At 57.5% G+C, this 17,188-nt stretch carries 23 protein-coding genes; 16 read left to right on the forward strand and 7 right to left on the reverse strand.

Translation table 11 applies throughout. The features are described from left to right. Positions 1 to 26: 26 nt before the first annotated feature. The 4 genes from benA (at position 27) to KVG95_RS26690 (ending at position 3,879) form a co-directional block, all read left to right on the forward strand. Positions 27 to 1,391 (forward strand): benzoate 1,2-dioxygenase large subunit, encoded by a 1,365-nt coding sequence (benA, locus tag KVG95_RS26675; protein WP_217858516.1) that lies wholly within the window; start codon positions 27 to 29, stop codon positions 1,389 to 1,391. Next, positions 1,388 to 1,876, forward strand: coding sequence for a benzoate 1,2-dioxygenase small subunit (benB, locus tag KVG95_RS26680; protein ID WP_217858517.1), 489 nt, complete (start codon positions 1,388 to 1,390; stop codon positions 1,874 to 1,876). The genes benA and benB overlap by 4 nt, the downstream gene beginning before the upstream one ends. Before the next feature lie 10 nt (positions 1,877 to 1,886). Next, the gene (gene benC / locus KVG95_RS26685) at positions 1,887 to 2,900 is read left to right on the forward strand and encodes a benzoate 1,2-dioxygenase electron transfer component BenC (RefSeq protein ID WP_084378749.1); all 1,014 of its coding nucleotides are present in this window, start codon (positions 1,887 to 1,889) and stop codon (positions 2,898 to 2,900) included. 205 nt (positions 2,901 to 3,105) lie between these two features. Then, the gene (locus KVG95_RS26690) at positions 3,106 to 3,879 is read left to right on the forward strand and encodes a 1,6-dihydroxycyclohexa-2,4-diene-1-carboxylate dehydrogenase (RefSeq protein WP_052964467.1); all 774 of its coding nucleotides are present in this window, start codon (positions 3,106 to 3,108) and stop codon (positions 3,877 to 3,879) included. 33 nt (positions 3,880 to 3,912) lie between these two features. Here KVG95_RS26690 and KVG95_RS26695 read toward each other — a convergent pair whose 3' ends face one another. Beyond that, a complete protein-coding gene (locus KVG95_RS26695) occupies positions 3,913 to 4,275 on the reverse strand; it encodes an NUDIX hydrolase (protein WP_217858518.1) in 363 nt (120 codons plus the stop codon). Positions 4,276 to 4,496: 221 nt separating this feature from the next. Between KVG95_RS26695 and KVG95_RS26700 the strand changes: the two genes are divergently transcribed. Continuing rightward, positions 4,497 to 4,715, forward strand: a complete 219-nt coding sequence (locus KVG95_RS26700; RefSeq protein ID WP_038982785.1) for a hypothetical protein — start codon at positions 4,497 to 4,499, stop codon at positions 4,713 to 4,715. A gap of 54 nt (positions 4,716 to 4,769) precedes the next feature. Here the strand turns inward: KVG95_RS26700 and osmE are convergent, their stop codons facing one another. Both osmE and KVG95_RS26710 read right to left on the reverse strand, forming a co-directional pair. After that, entirely contained in the window at positions 4,770 to 5,132 is a 363-nt protein-coding gene (gene osmE / locus KVG95_RS26705; protein ID WP_217858519.1) for an osmotically-inducible lipoprotein OsmE, read from the reverse strand. Between the two features lie 11 nt (positions 5,133 to 5,143). Beyond that, positions 5,144 to 5,383, reverse strand: coding sequence for a hypothetical protein (locus KVG95_RS26710; RefSeq protein ID WP_052964464.1), 240 nt, complete (start codon positions 5,381 to 5,383; stop codon positions 5,144 to 5,146). 91 nt (positions 5,384 to 5,474) lie between these two features. Between KVG95_RS26710 and KVG95_RS26715 the strand changes: the two genes are divergently transcribed. The 4 genes from KVG95_RS26715 to KVG95_RS26730 all read left to right on the forward strand — a co-directional run bounded on the left by KVG95_RS26715 (position 5,475) and on the right by KVG95_RS26730 (position 7,798). Further along, positions 5,475 to 6,701, forward strand: a complete 1,227-nt coding sequence (locus KVG95_RS26715; RefSeq protein ID WP_217858520.1) for an RtcB family protein — start codon at positions 5,475 to 5,477, stop codon at positions 6,699 to 6,701. 98 nt (positions 6,702 to 6,799) lie between these two features. Then, a complete protein-coding gene (locus KVG95_RS26720) occupies positions 6,800 to 7,036 on the forward strand; it encodes a hypothetical protein (RefSeq protein ID WP_217858521.1) in 237 nt (78 codons plus the stop codon). Positions 7,037 to 7,099: 63 nt separating this feature from the next. Further along, the gene (locus tag KVG95_RS26725; protein WP_201060746.1) at positions 7,100 to 7,435 is read left to right on the forward strand and encodes a hypothetical protein; all 336 of its coding nucleotides are present in this window, start codon (positions 7,100 to 7,102) and stop codon (positions 7,433 to 7,435) included. A 132-nt stretch (positions 7,436 to 7,567) separates the two neighbouring features. Next, the gene (locus KVG95_RS26730; RefSeq protein ID WP_217858522.1) at positions 7,568 to 7,798 is read left to right on the forward strand and encodes a hypothetical protein; all 231 of its coding nucleotides are present in this window, start codon (positions 7,568 to 7,570) and stop codon (positions 7,796 to 7,798) included. A 264-nt stretch (positions 7,799 to 8,062) separates the two neighbouring features. On the opposite strand, the gene KVG95_RS29935 is transcribed toward KVG95_RS26730, so the two are convergent. Continuing rightward, positions 8,063 to 8,257 carry a hypothetical protein gene (locus KVG95_RS29935; RefSeq protein WP_080370446.1) on the reverse strand — a complete coding sequence of 65 codons (195 nt, stop codon included), beginning with the start codon at positions 8,255 to 8,257 and terminating at the stop codon, positions 8,063 to 8,065. A 188-nt stretch (positions 8,258 to 8,445) separates the two neighbouring features. Here KVG95_RS29935 and KVG95_RS26735 point away from each other — a divergent pair, with 188 nt between their 5' ends. The 3 genes from KVG95_RS26735 (at position 8,446) to KVG95_RS26745 (ending at position 9,547) form a co-directional block, all read left to right on the forward strand. Then, the gene (locus tag KVG95_RS26735; RefSeq protein WP_030130625.1) at positions 8,446 to 8,640 is read left to right on the forward strand and encodes a hypothetical protein; all 195 of its coding nucleotides are present in this window, start codon (positions 8,446 to 8,448) and stop codon (positions 8,638 to 8,640) included. Between the two features lie 120 nt (positions 8,641 to 8,760). Further along, positions 8,761 to 9,066, forward strand: a complete 306-nt coding sequence (locus KVG95_RS26740) for a hypothetical protein (protein ID WP_217858523.1) — start codon at positions 8,761 to 8,763, stop codon at positions 9,064 to 9,066. A gap of 226 nt (positions 9,067 to 9,292) precedes the next feature. Next, positions 9,293 to 9,547 (forward strand): hypothetical protein, encoded by a 255-nt coding sequence (locus tag KVG95_RS26745; protein WP_217858524.1) that lies wholly within the window; start codon positions 9,293 to 9,295, stop codon positions 9,545 to 9,547. A gap of 182 nt (positions 9,548 to 9,729) precedes the next feature. Here the strand turns inward: KVG95_RS26745 and KVG95_RS26750 are convergent, their stop codons facing one another. From KVG95_RS26750 to KVG95_RS26760, 3 genes are all read right to left on the reverse strand, one after another. Further along, complete coding sequence (locus KVG95_RS26750) at positions 9,730 to 10,146, reverse strand: CBS domain-containing protein (RefSeq protein ID WP_038982771.1); 417 nt, start codon at positions 10,144 to 10,146, stop codon at positions 9,730 to 9,732. Between the two features lie 76 nt (positions 10,147 to 10,222). Further along, the gene (locus KVG95_RS26755) at positions 10,223 to 10,933 is read right to left on the reverse strand and encodes an SOS response-associated peptidase family protein (protein ID WP_217858525.1); all 711 of its coding nucleotides are present in this window, start codon (positions 10,931 to 10,933) and stop codon (positions 10,223 to 10,225) included. Positions 10,934 to 11,016: 83 nt separating this feature from the next. After that, positions 11,017 to 11,280, reverse strand: coding sequence for a hypothetical protein (locus KVG95_RS26760; protein WP_048396972.1), 264 nt, complete (start codon positions 11,278 to 11,280; stop codon positions 11,017 to 11,019). A 273-nt stretch (positions 11,281 to 11,553) separates the two neighbouring features. On the opposite strand from KVG95_RS26760, the gene KVG95_RS26765 reads away from it, so the two are divergent. The 4 genes from KVG95_RS26765 (at position 11,554) to nosR (ending at position 17,162) form a co-directional block, all read left to right on the forward strand. After that, a complete protein-coding gene (locus KVG95_RS26765) occupies positions 11,554 to 11,997 on the forward strand; it encodes a CopD family copper resistance protein (protein WP_217858526.1) in 444 nt (147 codons plus the stop codon). Between the two features lie 117 nt (positions 11,998 to 12,114). Then, positions 12,115 to 13,461 (forward strand): oxygen-independent coproporphyrinogen III oxidase, encoded by a 1,347-nt coding sequence (locus KVG95_RS26770; protein ID WP_217858527.1) that lies wholly within the window; start codon positions 12,115 to 12,117, stop codon positions 13,459 to 13,461. A 22-nt stretch (positions 13,462 to 13,483) separates the two neighbouring features. Next, positions 13,484 to 14,872, forward strand: coding sequence for an oxygen-independent coproporphyrinogen III oxidase (gene hemN / locus KVG95_RS26775; protein WP_217858528.1), 1,389 nt, complete (start codon positions 13,484 to 13,486; stop codon positions 14,870 to 14,872). Positions 14,873 to 14,981: 109 nt separating this feature from the next. After that, positions 14,982 to 17,162 carry a transcriptional regulator NosR gene (nosR, locus tag KVG95_RS26780; RefSeq protein WP_217858548.1) on the forward strand — a complete coding sequence of 727 codons (2,181 nt, stop codon included), beginning with the start codon at positions 14,982 to 14,984 and terminating at the stop codon, positions 17,160 to 17,162. The last annotated feature ends 26 nt before the right edge of the window (positions 17,163 to 17,188 follow it).

The raw sequence follows: 17,188 nt of genomic DNA on the forward strand, positions 1-17,188 counted from the left end.
GAATAAAAACAATGGAGGCGGCGGCCATGACCCTGCGACCTGAATACCTTCACTCCCTGCTTGAAGAAGACCCTGAGCAGGGCATCTATCGCTGCAAGCGCGAGATGTTCACCGATCCGCGGCTGTTCGACCTTGAGATGGAACACATCTTTGAAGGCAACTGGCTGTACCTCGCACACGAAAGCCAGATCCCCAACAACAACGATTTCTACACCACCACCATGGGGCGTCAGTCGATCTTCATCGCGCGCAACAAGGACGGTGAACTGAACGCCTTTATCAACGCATGCAGCCACCGTGGAGCGATGCTCTGCCGGCACAAGACCGGCAACAAGAGTTCGTACACTTGCCCCTTCCACGGTTGGACCTTCAACAACTCCGGCAAGCTGCTCAAGGTCAAGGACCCGGCGGCGGCCGGCTACCCGGCGAGCTTCAATTGCGAAGGCTCCCACGACCTGACCAAAGTCGCGCGTTTCGAATCCTATCGCGGCTTCCTGTTCGGCAGCCTCAAGGCCGACGTGGTGCCGCTGGTTGAGCACCTGGGCGAGTCGGCGAAGATCATCGACATGATCGTCGATCAGTCCGCCGATGGCCTGGAAGTGCTGCGCGGTTCCTCCAGCTACATCTACGAAGGCAACTGGAAACTCACCGCCGAAAACGGTGCCGACGGTTATCACGTCAGCTCGGTGCACTGGAACTACGCGGCGACCCAGAACCAGCGCAAACAGCGCGAAGCCGGCGATTGCAATCCGACCATGAGCGCCGGCACTTGGGCCAAGCAGGGCGGTGGTTTCTATTCCTTCGACAAGGGCCACATGCTGCTCTGGACCCGTTGGTCCAACCCCGAGGACCGTCCGCTGTACGAGCGTCGCGACGAGTTGGCCCGGGACTTCGGCCAGGCGCGCGCCAACTGGATGATCGAGAACTCGCGCAACCTGTGCCTGTACCCGAACGTGTACCTGATGGACCAGTTCAGCTCGCAGATTCGCATCGCCCGGCCGATCTCGGTCAACCGCACCGAAATCACCATTTACTGCATCGCCCCCAAAGGCGAAAGCGACCACGCCCGTTCGAGCCGGATTCGTCAGTACGAGGATTTCTTCAACGTCAGCGGCATGGCGACCCCGGACGATCTGGAAGAGTTTCGCTCCTGCCAGACGGGTTACCAGGGCAGCGTCACCACCTGGAACGACATGTCCCGTGGCGCCGAACACTGGGTTGAAGGCGCCGATGACGCGGCCAAAGATATCGACCTGCATCCGCTGCTCAGCGGCGTGCGTACCGAAGACGAAGGCCTGTTCGTGCTGCAACACAAGTATTGGCAGCAAACGATGCTCAAGGCGTTGGCCGCTGAACAGTCCGGACTGATTGCAGTGGAGGCCGTGCAATGATCCTCACTTATGACAACCTGCGCGACTTTCTCTACCGCGAAGCACGCTACCTCGACGACAAACAATGGGACGACTGGCTGGAGTTGTACGCGCCGGACGCTACATTCTGGATGCCGTCCTGGGACGACAACGACGAGCTGACTGAAGACCCACAGCGGGAAATCTCGCTGATCTGGTACGGCAACCGCACAGGCCTGGAAGACCGCATCTTCCGCATCAAGACTGAGCGTTCCAGCGCCAGCGTGCCGGACACCCGCACCTCGCACAACCTCAGCAATATCGAGCTGATCGAACAGGCCGACGGGCTGTGCAAGGTGCGCTTCAACTGGCACACCCTGAGCTTTCGCTACAAGACCGTCGACAGTTATTTCGGCAGCAGTTTCTACACCCTCGATATACGCGGTGAAAACCCGCTGATCAAGGCCAAAAAAGTGATCCTGAAGAACGACTACGTTCGCCAGGTCATTGATGTTTACCACCTCTGAGGCGGCCGTCATGACTCATTCCATTGCGTTCAATTTTGAAGACGGCGTCACCCGATTCATCGACGCCAATGCGGGGGAAACCGTGGCCGACGCCGCGTATCGCCAGGGCATCAATATTCCACTGGACTGCCGCGACGGCGCTTGCGGAACCTGCAAGTGCTTCGCCGAGGCTGGCCGCTACGACTTGGGTGAGGACTACATCGAAGACGCCCTCAGCGCCGACGAAGCGCAACAGGGTTTTGTCCTGACCTGCCAGATGCGGGCGCAGAGCGATTGCGTGGTGCGGGTGCCGGTTTCATCGGATGTCTGCCGTACCCGTCAGGCCAGTTATGACGCGACCATCAGCGCCGTGCGTCAGTTGTCCGACAGCACCATCGCGTTGTCGATCAAGGGCGAAGCCCTGAGCAAACTGGCGTTCCTGCCGGGGCAGTATGTGAACCTCGGGGTTCCCGGCAGCGAGCAGACTCGCGCTTACTCGTTCAGCTCGTTGCAGCGTGACGGCGAAGTCAGCTTTCTGATTCGCAACGTGCCCGGCGGCTTGATGAGCAGTTTCCTGACCGGCATGGCCAAGGCCGGCGACAGCATGAGCCTGGCCGGACCGTTGGGCAGCTTCTATTTGCGCGACATTCGCCGGCCATTGTTGCTGCTGGCCGGTGGCACCGGTCTGGCGCCGTTCACCGCGATGCTGGAAAGAATCGCCGAACAGGGCAGCGAGCATCCGCTGCATTTGATCTACGGCGTGACCAACGATTTCGATTTGGTGGAACTTGATCGACTCGAAGCCTTCGCCGCGCGCATTCCGAACTTCAGCTTCAGCGCCTGCGTGGCCAATCCCGACAGTCGGCACCCGCTCAAGGGCTACGTGACCCAACACATCGAGCCACGGCATTTGAACGATGGCGACGTCGACGTCTACCTGTGCGGCCCGCCGCCGATGGTCGAAGCGGTCAGCCAGTTCATCCGCGAACAAGGCATTGCGCCGGTGAACTTCTACTACGAGAAATTTGCCGCCAGCGCGGCTTGAGTCGCGCTGTTGCGCGAGTGCGGCGCTACACCGATACCGTCCTCGGCAACGATTCAATGTGGGAGCGGGCTTGCTCGCGAAGAGGGCGGAGAATCCAACAGAGATGTCGACTGTGAAACCGCTTTCGCGAGCAAGCCCGCTCCCACAGGTCAATGTTTTATCTGGTATGCCCTAACTGAACGGCATCCGTCGTCACGAGGTACACATGAACAGATTCCACGAAAAAGTCGCGTTGATTACCGGTGCCGCCCAAGGCATCGGCCGGCGTGTGGCTGAACGCATGGCCGCCGAAGGTGCGCGACTGATCCTGGTCGACCGCTCCGATCTGGTGTTCGAACTCCAGAAGGAATTGGGGCAGAGCAGCCAGGTACTTGCCCTGACCGCCGACCTCGAGCAATACAGCGAATGCAGCCGTGTGATGCGCACCGCTGTGGAACGTTTTGATCGCCTCGATGTGCTGGTCAACAACGTTGGCGGCACGATCTGGGCCAAGCCTTTCGAGCACTATGAAGAGGCGCAGATCGAGGCCGAAGTCCGCCGTTCATTGTTCCCTACATTGTGGTGTTGCCATGCTGCGCTGCCGTTCATGCTCGAACAAGGCAGCGGTGCCATCGTCAACATTTCGTCCATTGCGACCCGCAGCATCAATCGCGTGCCGTACGGTGCGGCGAAGGGCGGGGTCAATGCGCTGACCGCTTGCCTGGCGTTCGAAACGGCCGGTCGTGGCGTGCGGGTCAACGCGACCGCCCCCGGTGGTACCGAGGCGCCGCCACGGCTGATCCCGCGCAACGCCGCGCAGCAAAGCGCTCAGGAAAAGCTCTGGTATCAGCAGATTGTCGACCAGACCCTCGACAGCAGTTTGATGAAGCGCTATGGCACGCTGGATGAGCAGGCAAGCGCTATCCTGTTTCTGGCCAGCGACGAAGCCTCCTACATCACCGGCATGATCATGCCGGTTGGTGGCGGCGATCTGGGCTGAGTGGCTTGCAGTCGCGCGGTTAATACCTGTGATCTACAAGCGACGCTGAAACGCTTTGACGATTCTGAGCGTGGCGTCGCTTGTTTTCAGATTGTGCACGGCGTCCAGCGGATGCCAGATGCAGTCAAAGATTTCATTCTGTGGCCGAGCCGCTGCCAGGTTTACGACCGACGCCTCGTACACATGGTGCCGGGTGCTGGTCGTTTCCCATTCCATCAAGTACAGCATGTCATCGACCTCAAGCCCTGTTTCTTCATAGAGCTCTCGCATGGCCGCGCCCGCAATGGTTTCGCCAGGCTCGATTTTTCCGCCGGGCAAAGTCCAGCGACATCTGCGTTTGCGCACCAGGAGAATATGCCGATCCTGCTCGCAAATGATGGTTGCACGTACTTTCATGGGTTACCCGACTGCTGCCTGTCACAAAACAGTCATAAAAATGCAATATTCAGACCGAAATCCGCAGAAGTGTCTGCTTCAAGGGTTGGAGTCGACAGGGCGGCTGAAAGTGCAATGAAATGCCGGAATCCTGACGCGACGTCTGGTTGGCACTTCAGTGAAGGTCGGGTGTAAGGTAGTTGAGTTGATCCAGGACTATCACTGCCGAAATGGAGGTGACTATGAGCGTTCCGATGCTGACTAAAATGCACATGAACGGCTATGACGTACTCAGCGTAAACAACGGCCCCTGGCGGGTGTGCACCAAAGGTGACCGGCTTGGAGCCTTTGGCAGCAGAGAGGAGGCACTGGCCTATGCGGCTTCGCTTCCCGCCTACAGAGCGCGGTCGGGCAAAGCGTCGCGTAGCCACAAATCAGAAAGCCAGAAATCAGACAAATAGTGTGCTTGAAGCCCCGGTTCCGCTGGGGCTTTTAATCGCTGTCAGGCGTGGAGATCAGTAGCCGCTGCCACCCATCCCGCCTGTGGAGGGGGAATATTCTCTGGCTTTTTGTTGGGCTCGACTCCATTGCGCACAGGTCATGAAACTTTTGTGGTCGACCTTGCCTCGGCTGTCGAAACTGACGTTATATGGCTGCTGATGACCGGCCTGGGTCAGCTTGTAGTCAAAGCAGGTGCCAGGTTCCACCGTGCGCTGCGTTATCGATAAAGGCTGGCCGGCAATCTGCTGGACTTGTTCCTTGCTCATGCCGGTCTCGACCTTGGCGACCAGCGGTTGGTCTCGATAAACGTGTGATTCCGTGTTGCAGCCACCTGACGCCGCCAGCACGGCGATCAGCGCGCATAGACGCTTGTTCATGGCAGCGCTCTCTAGTGAGCTTTCGTTCGACTGATGGATTTTGCTTTTACTTCTTCAGCATAGCCCGCCAGTCGCTCTTCATCGCCCTGGAACAACGCGCACAGCCTTAGCGTTGCCTCTGCGTCTACATCATTGCCGGCCAGGCGCAACTGCTCTGCAATGCGCAAAAGCTCTACCGCCGACCACCTCAGGTCCGAGGCCACACCTTGCAGGTCGCGCCGAAGTTGCTGTTCATATTCATTAAGCCACATGATGACCTCCTGCAATTCCCCGCTACGAAATAGTAGTCCCATTTGCCTGTCCGGAGCGTTATGTTCGTCTGATCGCAAGAGAGTCGAAATCATGCAACAACCTGTCTACCAACTGCTGGAAGTCGCCAACGGCAAGCCGATCAAACTCTGGACCGAGGGTGTGCCGGTTGAAAGCGAAGCCCGGCAGCAACTGATCAATACCGCGAAGATGCCGTTCATCTTCAAGCACCTGGCGGTGATGCCGGATGTGCATCTGGGCAAAGGGTCCACCATCGGCAGCGTGATCCCCACCGTGGGCGCGATCATTCCGGCGGCCGTGGGGGTGGACATCGGCTGCGGCATGATTGCCGCGCGCACTTCACTGACCGCCGCCGACTTGCCGGACAACCTGCACGGCCTGCGCAGCGCCATCGAAAAGGTCGTGCCCCATGGCCGCACGTTGAGCCGTGGCCGCCGCGATGAAGGCGCCTGGAATCACGTTCCACAGCAAGCCGATCAAGCCTGGGCAGCGCTCAGTTCTCGGTTCAAGGCGATCACCGACAAGTACCCGAAACTTGCCAGTACCAACAACCGCCATCACCTGGGCACCCTCGGTACCGGCAATCACTTCATCGAGGTCTGCCTGGACGAGGCCAACCGCGTCTGGTTCATGCTGCACAGCGGTTCTCGCGGCGTTGGCAATGCCATCGGGACTCTGTTCATTCAATTGGCCCAGGCGGATATGCGCCAGCACATCGCCAATCTGCCGGACCGCGATCTGGCCTATTTCAAGGAAGGCAGCCGGCATTTCGACGACTACGTCGAAGCGGTGGGCTGGGCTCAGGACTTCGCCCGACAGAACCGGGCGTTGATGATGCAGGCGGTGATTCAGGCAGCGCGGCAAGTGATTCGCAAACCCTTCGAGGTCGCGCTGGAGGCTGTGAACTGCCACCACAATTACGTGCAGAAAGAGCGGCACTTCGGTGAAGACGTCCTGGTCACCCGCAAGGGCGCGGTGTCGGCGAAGAAGGGCGAGCTGGGGATCATTCCTGGCTCCATGGGGGCCAAAAGCTTCATCGTTCGAGGTCTCGGCAACGAGCAATCGTTCTGTTCCTGCAGCCACGGTGCCGGTCGGACCATGAGCCGCACCAAAGCCAAAAATACCTTCACTGTCGCAGACCAGATCCGCGCGACCGCTCATGTGGAGTGTCGCAAGGATGCGGCGGTCATCGATGAGATTCCGATGGCTTACAAGGACATCGATAAAGTCATGTACGCCCAGCGTGATCTGGTGGAAGTACTGCACACCTTGCGACAGGTGGTCTGCGTGAAGGGGTAGAGCGGGAACGGCTTCCATTGGTCGGGAACATTAACGCGAATGAACAGCTCTGCTGTCGTATTGAGGTATTGATCTATTCGCTAGGGAGGCCATCTCGAATGACGACTACCGATGATTTCAGACACCATGCGCATGAGCTGATTGTTGACCTGGACGCGGCAACCACGGAAATGATGCAACTCATCTCGGCCCATCAGTTGAGCGGCCCGGAATGGGAGCGGGTCACAAAATGGCAGCATGAAGCGTACGAGCGATGGATGACGTATCTGAATGCGAGATCGTATCCCGATTCTGGCTCGGGGGCCGAGCCGGGGCAGGACGAAGCCCCTGTATAGAGACCGTCGGGTGTCCACTGGATGTACAGATTACATTTCCCGTTTTTCAGGATAGGAAGCGTTATGCGCATATTGATAGCGGGAGTAGCGGTGGCTGTGTTGGCAGGCTGTTCATTACCCGCATCCGTGGTTCCCGGCGAGCCCAATATCAGCAAATACAGTGATAAGGCGCCCAAGGAATATGCCGCGTGTGTATTGCCGTTGTGGCGTCAGGACATTCCGGGATCGACGCAATCAGCAATTTCCAATGGCTACCGGATCACCGCACCGAGCATCATCACGGCTGACGAAATTCTGGTTATCGTGAAATCGAAGGATGGCAGCCAGGTATCGCTTTACCAAGGGCCACCGTGGGCCAAGTCAGGGGCGCTACGCCAAGCTGTCCGGGATTGTTTGTAACGCTCGCTTCGTTCGTACTTTGTTCGTTCGTGCGTGACGGCCTGTGCCGTATGTCGGAGCCATATGTCGGAATCCAGGAACGGTCATTCCTGAAATAACTTCCAAGAGCAGACAGTCCCTGGGAGTTTGGCTATGAATGATGATCGAAAAAAGGCAGCCCTCGATGCCTGGTACCGGCTTTTGAGAGAACCGGAGGCCGGGATGGATTGTGAAGAACACTACGACAAACTGCTGAAAGCGGCGGATGAAATGGAGGGAGCCGGGATCATCAACAACACCGAATGGCGTGAGCTGGTGCGAGATGCCCGGGGAGCTTTTTCCGCTACAAGCGATGGTATCGGGAGCGGAACAGTCAGCAGATGACTTAAAAATAGTGTGGATATTTAATGAGTTAGGAGATTTAGTAACTGGATAGTGAGTCAGAATATCTTGTTACAAGTCGCGCAATTGGGTAATATCCCCCCGCGTTCACCACCACGGTTTATGCATTTTTAAAGCCCAGGCGTCCATCAGCTGCCTGGGCTTTTTTTTTGTCTTGAATTTGGAATGGCTTATGAGCGCGCTGCCGGCAGAGAGCCAGCAGCGTCGATGATGAGCGTGATGGACAAACGTTATTGATGCCTGTCGTTACCCGGCCGGATCAGCCTTGCGACGATCGCTGCCGGATGGGTTGCCAGTGTCAAGAAGCCTCCTCTCCACCAGGACATTTTGCAGGGCCTGGCGTGCCGAGGGGCTTAGCTGATGTTCTCTCTCCTTGAGCTCGAGCAAGATGGGGTTGGACCATCCACGATAGGTTTGCTCGGAAGTTCGAGTAGATGTCATCTATCTCTCCTTTGATGAATCGCCCGACAACACAGTGGGCGAAGTCCTGTGCGCTAAAAATCCTAGTTGAGGAAACGACTTGTCGCCAGTGAGCGGATTGCAATGAGGTGCCGGTCATCCTTCGCGACGCGGGTAGTCCACGATTCGGGCGTAAACTTAAGAGGCTACCTCATCAAAAGGAGCCGCATATGATCGCCGACCAAATGAATAGACAGGAGTCGGAGCAAAGCGCTGTTTGGGATCAATACTTCTGTGCCGCGTTGATTGCGGAAAGCAATCTGACGGCACCGGTGGTTGGAGAAGCCACCCACGAAGACAGGCAGAATCTGTTAATCCAAAGGGCCAAAGCACTCGCCGATAAGATGCTGGAAAACAGAAGATAACCGGAGCCCAGCCATTGCGCTGGGCTCTTCACTTTTTGATGTTCTTATCTTTCTTCCAAGTGAACGCTCCTTGGTCATGGATCGTCTACAGTTGATAGTTCATGGATACGGAGATCGAACATGAAGTGCCTAATCTGTCAGGCTGCCTCTAATACTGTTCATGCGGCTGGAGAATGGTCAGAAGTCAAATGCTCGGCCGGATGTGGACGCTACAAGGTCTCGGCGAACCTTGTGGCGAAAATGAAATTCAAGAACGAGTTCTTTGACATCGAACGCACAAGACGATGGCTTGAGATGGCGCGCAATGACGATCCGGTGCCGTTGATATCCACCTATGACTACTTCGTTTCCTTATTGCATCGCGACACCGAGGAAAGGTCGGTCATCGCGCCGATTCGTTCCAGGCAGCCGTTGGTTGCGGATTAGAATCCGCCCCCGGTGAACTGCGCAGACTCTGTAGGAGCAGCCTTCGGCAGCTCCTGCAGGGGTTCACGCAGGCATTGCTCGATCTATCGACAAAAAACAAGCAACCTCCATGGATAGCCCCTGTCGATATCAACATGTCCCCGCTATTTTCGTCATCACACCCTACCCAGGTTGTCAGCATTTATGGCGGGCTGAAAGCGGCTAACTGAATGATCAGGAGGTGGCTATGAGCTGTCCGCTGTGTGGAAACACTAATGCGCTGGAAGATCTTTCGTTCGGGGGCGGCTTGCGCATTTATTGTGAGCCGTGTGGTGGTTTCTATCGGATTTCAACAACCCTGAATGCCTTGGCCGACGGAAGAACCTATGACACCGAGCGCACTCGAGCCCGACTGAAAAAGAAGCGTGAAACCGACAAGTTGGAAGACCAGGAGCCGGCGCTAGGCGCGGAGGACAAAGACCTGCTCGTCGAGCCAAACTGATGTGTCGCGCAATAAGCATGCGCCCCAGCGAACGGCGCACTGGGTGGGGGAAGGTTATCTCTGCGAGGCGGTTGCGGTGGATGTGTGCACAAGGACTCGCCTGACCCTGAAGCCGGGTTTCGAAAGGAATTCCAGGCCAGGCGAGCGTGCCAGATCCATGCGAGCTTTAATCCTGGGCCCGATCAATGATGAGCCTGTGCCACTCCGCGCAAAACCGTGGCAGCGGCGGATTGAGATCGAGTGCTGGCAATGTTTCCCAGCGACACAACGCCAACCAGGCGTTTGTCTCGGTTGAGCACGGGCAGGCGACGCAGTTGCACGTCCGCCATGTTTTTTGCCACATGCTCTATGTCTTCATCCTCAAAGCAATAGCGGATGCCGCCAGTCATTACTTTACTGATAGGGGTTTTGCCGGGGAGTCCTTCGGCTACGGCTCTAATGGCTATATCCCGGTCCGTGATCATGCCAATCAGACGCTCTTGCTCCTCAACCATGATGGCGCCGCTATCGATCCTGGCCATCATGTTCGCGGCCTCCTGGATCGTCTGGCTTGGCTTGGCTGTTAAAACATCTTTCGTCATAACCTCCGAAATCTTCATGAAAAGACTCCTTTAAAGTGATGCTTCAGTGATTAAGGGCTGCCAATTTTTTTGACTTTGGAGGGGAAGGGCGGGTTCAGATTGTTTTATCCCCACTCGTCATGGTGGCGGAGATAGGCTCTATCAGTTCTGAGCCCTGGTTCTTCACATTGCCCACGGCCATGTCCACTTTGAACCATTCGAAGACGTCGCAAGGTTCGCGTTCCTGCAGGAGTATCTGCTCGGCGCGCTCCTTGGGCGTGTAGGGGTCAATCCATTCCCGGGCCAGTTCGGGAATGAGCGTCACAGGCCGACGGTCGTGAAGATCCACCATGCCACCTTCACTGTCCGCGGTGATGATCACGAAGCCGTCATGCTCGTCCGGCTCCTTTTCGTACCTCGGATACTGACCAATGGCGGCGCACAGGATCGGCGCGCGATCCTTGCGACGGATCAGGTAAGGCTGTTTCTTCGGACCGCCCTCGTAAACCCATTCAAACCAGTTGTCGATGGCAATAATTGCCCGGTGCGGCCATATCTCCTTGAAGAATGGATCGTGGGCGACTTTCTCAACCCGGGCGTTGATCGGTGTCGCGTGATCCCTGGCCCAGTGCGGTCGCCAGCCCCAACGAACCCTGTCGGCGTGCAGCATGCCGCTTTCCTCGTGGAGCAAGGCGAGCTGAGTTGACGGCGCGGCGTTGTAGAGCTCGAGCGGCTGATCGCCAGCATTGTTGACCAGGGCGTTGGGCATACTCAACGCCGCCACGAACTCGTGAACACCTCGATACTGCGAAAGTCGTCCGCACATGGCTGAGCCCTCATGCTTAATCCTGAGCTTAGACAATAGTTACAGGGTGGGGCGTACCCCGAGCAGCCGAAGTCGGATGGGGGTCAATGAACCGCTGAGGACCTCGGAACCGGGACGTGATCAAATCTGGAAATCTCTTTGATCCAGAAACGACGATATTTAGTCTGGTCTGGCGCCAGCGGTTTGTGATTTGACCAGGGATGCTCAGTTTTCAAGCTGGCGCGGTACACCTCCCACTCCTTCTCCTCGGCCACTTCCTTGGCCCTTTTCTCATCATCGAACCAGCCAAGTACATAAACTTCGCCCTGATCCATTCCATGCTCGATCAGCAGATAGATATCTTTCATAAGCTTGAACCCATTACTACACGTTCTAAAATCCCCTAATGCCGGGGCATTGTTTTGACTATCGGCAGGTACTTTCGATTATTGAGTATTGTCGATGAATGGCACGAAGTCGAACTTGTGTTCGATAGCCTGGCTGATCGCGCCGCACAGGATCGGTGTTGCGCGGCCCCTGGCGGCGCGGATTCGCGGGTTTCTTGATTGATGTCAATCGCCTGAGTCGAGCTGCTCTGTATTCTCCGGAGAAACCGACAGCTGAATTGAGGGCGAACATTCATGCTCTATCCGCTGTTTCTAACCTTTCATCTGTTTGCCGCTTTGATCTTTATCGGCACGGTGTTCTTCGAAGTCCTTTTTTTGGAAAGCATCCGCAAACAGTTGCCCGCCAAAGTGATGTTGCTGGTCGAGGAGGGTATTGGCCGCCGAGCCCGCACCCTGATGCCGTGGGTGCTACTGGTATTGTTCGGCGCGGGGCTGGGCATGGTCTGGCTGCGCTATTTGCCCGTCCTTGCAACGCCAATGGCCTCATCGTTCAGCACCTTGTTGCTGTCGAAAATCCTGGTCGCCGTGAGCGTGCTGCTGCATTTCCTGGCCGCCATGTTGCTGTTCAAAAGCGGCCGAATGAACGCTCGATACCTGCATTTCATCCATGCCAGTGTGTTCTGCCATATGGTCGTCATTGTGCTGCTGGCCAAGGGGATGTTTTACCTGACGTGGTGAGCGGCCTTGCCCCAAGGTCTGTCCTGCAAGCACTTGGCTTGTGCTTGATACAAGTCAAGGAGCATTGATCGCCGATCCCGGACACTGTTGATCCGCAGCCAGTCTCGGAGACCTGTCATGCTCGATTTTTCTCACGCCCCCGGCGATCTGATCGCTCGGTGCGATCAGGGCGTACTCGACCCCAACTGCCATGCCGACACACAAAAGTTTCATGACGGCATTGGCTCTCTGGATTTGCTTCGTGCCTTGCGCGTCAGCCGCCAGAAACGACGCCCGATCGCCCTGAACGTGCAGCTGCCTTCCAGCCTCCAGTCAGCCTTTTGTTCTCCGCGCGATGTCTCCTGCGAGCACGGCGAAATCGAACAGTACCTTCAACGCCTGGAACAGGAGATCGACCTCGTCGGTTGTCATCTGGGAGCGGAGCAACGGGTCGAACAATTTCACCTGAGCGGCGGAACACCCACCATCGCTCATCTCGAGCGCCTGATGAATCACCTGCGTGATCGATTCAACTTTCTCGAGCATGAGTGCGGCGACTACAGCGTCGATGTCGACCTTCACCATACCGATTGGTCGACCATGGGCGCGTTGCGCAACCAGGGATTCAATCACGTCAGCATTGGTGTTCCGGATATCGACACCGACTGTGACATGTCGGTGGCCTGCTACCAGAACCCGGCCCCCATTCATTCACTGATCGATGCCGCCCGCACCTTTGGTTATCGATCGATCAATGTCGATCTGGGTTTTGGTCATGCCTGGCAAACGCCAGAAAGCTTCGCGCTGAAGCTGGCGGCGATCATTGAGCTGGAGCCGGACAGGCTGATGGTGTTCGACTATGCCCGACCACCACGCCGTTATCGTCCAAGGCTCGGCGACAAGGTCAGGGAATTGTGCAGCCAGGACGATAAGGGCGCGATGCGCCAGATCGCCTTCGAACAGTTGATCGCCGTGGGCTATCACTACATCGGTATGGGGCAGTTTGTGCGGCCCGACGATGATCTGGCGATCGCTCAGGAACGCGGCCGATTACGTCGCACCTGTGACGGTTTTACCCGTCACGGCTATTGCGACCATATCGGCTTCGGTTTGGGGGCTATCAGTCAGATCGACGATTTGTATACGCAAAACACCGACGCCATCGAGCGTTATCAGCAGCAACTGGACCGGGGCCAATTGCCGACGTCTCGTGGCTGGCGTTTCGAGGCGGGGGATCAGATAAGGCACATGGTCATGGAGCGCCTGGCGTGTGATCAAGAGCTGGATATCCGCGCTATCGAGCGGCGCTATGGGCTGATTTTCTCCAAGTACTTTGCATCTGTCTGGCCATTGCTGGAGCAATTGAGTCGCGACGGGTTGATTGAATTGTCGGACCGTTTCATCAGCATTCTTCCCGCCGGCCGGCCGGAAGTGGATGCCATCTGCAACCTGTTTGAAAAGGATTCGGGCAGTGCAAGGCATTAACCCACCTGCGAGTTGATTGATCATGAAACCTGCATTCGATTTCGATCGAGCCCTGGTCGAAAAGTATGACCGTCCCGGGCCGCGCTATACCTCTTACCCCACGGCGCCGCAGTTTCATCAGGCGTTTGCCGTTGACGACTACCAGCGTGCCGCCTCCGACAGCAACCTGGCGGCGGTGCCCAAGCCGTTGTCGGTGTATATCCACATTCCGTTCTGCAAGAGCCTTTGCTACTACTGCGCCTGCAACAAAATCATTACCCAGAAAACCCATCGGGCCGTCGAATACCTGACGTACCTCAAGCGTGAAATCGTGATGCAGGCCGCGTTGTTCGACAGCACGCGCAAACTCACGCAGCTGCACTTGGGCGGGGGCACACCGACGTATTTGACCAGTGAACAGCTGGCGGACCTGATGGACTGCCTGCACCAGGCGTTCGACATGGACGACAGCGATGATCATGAGTTTTCCATCGAGGTCGATCCGCGCACCATCAACACCGAGCAGATCCAGTCGCTGCGCCAACTGGGCTTCAATCGTCTGAGCTTCGGCGTACAGGACTTCGATCCCGACGTACAAGCCGCGGTCAATCGCCAGCAAAGCGAAGAGCAGATCTATGCGCTGGTCGCGGCGGCGCGTGAGGCGCAGTTCAAGTCGATCAGCGTCGATCTGATTTACGGCCTGCCACTGCAAACCGTTACCAGTTTCGACGTCACCCTCGGCAAGATCATCGCCCTGCGCCCGGACCGGATTGCCGCCTACAGCTACGCGCATTTGCCGGAGCTGGTGCGCGCGCAACGGCTGATTCGCCCGGCGGACATGCCGCCACCGGAGCGCAAGCTGGAGTTGCTGGAGTTGACCATCCGCCGTCTGACCGAGGCCGGATATGTCTATATCGGCATGGATCACTTCGCCTTGCCGGACGACGAACTGGCGCTGGCCCGCACCCATGGCACCCTGCAACGCAACTTTCAGGGCTACTCGACCCATGCCGACTGCGACCTGATCGGCCTGGGAGTGTCTTCGATCGGCAAGGTCGGCGACAGCTACAGCCAGAGCGTCAAGGAGCTTTCGCAGTATTACGCCCGTATCGATCAAGGTTTGTTGCCGGTGCATCGTGGTTATCGCTTGAGCGCCGATGACTTGCTGCGCCGCGAAGTGATCAGCGACCTGATGTGCCACGGCAGGATCGATTTCGCCAAGTTCGAAGCCGGTCATGGCATTTGCTTCACCGAGTATTTTGCCGATGCGCTGGCGCAACTGGACGAGCAGGTGCGTGATGGACTGTTGCAGATTCACAGCGACGAGTTGGTGCTGTTGCCGCAAGGGCATTTGATGATGCGCAGTGCCGCAATGGCATTTGACGCCTATCTGGGAGGGGAGCAAAAAGGCCGGTTTTCCCGCACCGTTTGAGGCTTCTGGCGCTCTGGCGCGAGGAATTTTATCGAGTTGATTTCAATCAAGGGCGGGGCACACAGCGCTCCCTAACATTGCCGCAAGCCCCTTTGAAATCAGCGTGCTCATGACAATCCATCAGCCTTCGATACATGGCAACCTGCGCATCTGGAGCGTCGGGCTGGCGGTGATGGTCTTGCTGATGATCGCAGCGTTCGCGACGGTGCAGGCCAAGTCATACGGCGACATCGAGCAGCAGCGCATCGAGAAGGTTTTCCCTCAAACCGATTCGGTGTCCGCAGCCGAAGGCACGTTCAAGGTGCGCACGCTGTCGGCGGCCGGCAAGGTCATCGGGTATGTGTTCCAGAGCCTGGATGTGGTGGACATTCCGGCCTACTCGGGCAAACCCATCAACACCCAGGTGATCCTCGACACCGCCGGGGTGATTCAGGACGCCTATGTGCTGGAGCACCACGAACCGATTCTGCTGATCGGCATCCCCGAAGAAAAACTCCATGGCTTCAGCGCCCGATACAAAGGGATCAAGGTCAGCCAGCGGGTGGTCGTCGGCCATTCCAGCGACCCAAGCGCGGTCACCGTGGATGCCATCGCCGGCGCAACCGTCACCGCCATGGTGGTCAATGAGGTCATCATGCGTGCCGCCCATGAGGTGGCCGTATCGTTGAAGCTGATCGAGGACAGGGGCGGGGTGGTGAACAAGCCCGCCATCGTGCGCCAGGATTTTTTCGAGCCTGCCACCTGGGAGCAACTGACCGGTAACGGCGCCATTCGCCGGTTGAACCTGACCCGTGGGCAGGTCGATGCCGCCTTCAAGGGCACCGAAGCCGAAGGCGTTGACAACGCCGGCCCGGATCAAGTCGATGACACCTTTATCGAACTGTACACCGCCCACTTGAACCCGCCGACCATTGGCCGCGCGTTGCTGGGCGACAATCAATATCGCTTCCTCATGCAGGAACTCAAACCTGGCGAGCAGGCCATCGTGGTGCTGGGACGTGGGCTGTTTTCCTATAAAGGCTCGGGTTATGTGCGCGGCGGGATTTTCGATCGGGTGCAATTGCGCCAGTTCGGCAATGTCATCAGCTTTCGCGACATGGACCATCAGCGGCTCTCCGACGTGTTTGCCAAGGGCATGCCCGAGTTCACTGAAATGTCGGTGTTCATTGTGCGCAAACCGGCCGGTTTCGATCCGGGATCGCCCTGGTCCCTGGAGCTCCTGGTGCGGCGTCAGACGGGACCGGTCAGCGGCACCTTCAGCAGCTTCGAACTGCCTTATCAACTGCCCGAACCCTACCTTGAGCGCCCCGCGCCCAGTGCCGAAGAGCTGGCGGCCATCGAGGAAGCCAGCCGGCCGATGTGGTTGAACATCTGGTACCAGAAACACTTCCAGATCGCCGTCCTCGCGAGCGCGTTGTTGCTGCTGACGGCCATCCTGTTCCTGCAAGACAAACTCACCCGCCGGCCACGCTTTCTGCACTGGCTGCGCCGTGGTTACCTGCTCTTTACCGTGGTCTTTCTGGGCTGGTATGCCCTGGGGCAGTTGTCGGTGGTCAATGTCCTGACCTTTGTGCATGCGCTGTTCGAGCACTTTCGCTGGGAGCTGTTTCTCACCGATCCGCTGATCTTCATGCTCTGGGTCTTCACCGCCGCGAGCATTTTGTTGTGGGGGCGTGGTGTGTTCTGCGGCTGGCTGTGCCCGTTTGGCGCCTTGCAAGAGTTGATCAACGAAGCGGCGCGCAAGTTGAAAATTCCCCAATACGAATTGCCGTTTGCGGTGCATGAGCGGCTGTGGGCGATCAAATACATCATTTTGCTGCTGCTCTTCGGTATCTCCCTGGAATCAATGTCCACCGCCGAGCTGTTCGCCGAGGTGGAACCCTTCAAAACCGCCATCACCCTCAAGTTCGACCGCCAGTGGTGGTTCGTGCTCTACGCGGTGGCGCTGCTGGTGATCAACATTTTCACGCGCAAAGTCTATTGCCGCTACATCTGCCCCTTGGGCGCGGCGCTGGCGATCCCGACCAAATTGCGCCTGTTCGACTGGCTCAAGCGCCGCAAGGAATGCGGCAGCCCCTGCCAGTTGTGCGCCAAGGAATGCGAGATCCAGGCGATTCATCCCGATGGCCGGATCAATGCCAACGAGTGCCACTACTGCCTCGATTGCCAGATGACCTACCACAACGAAAACAAATGCCCGCCGCTGATCAACAAGCGCAAGAAGCGCGGCAAACCGGCACCCGTGGCGGTGCAACTGATACCTGTCGTGGAAGTGACCGCTCTGGAATGAACCCCGCGAGCGCCTGTCCGCAGTGA

Origin of the sequence: Pseudomonas farris, assembly GCF_019145235.1 — a bacterium.
Classification (GTDB): Bacteria; Pseudomonadota; Gammaproteobacteria; order Pseudomonadales; family Pseudomonadaceae; genus Aquipseudomonas; species Aquipseudomonas farris.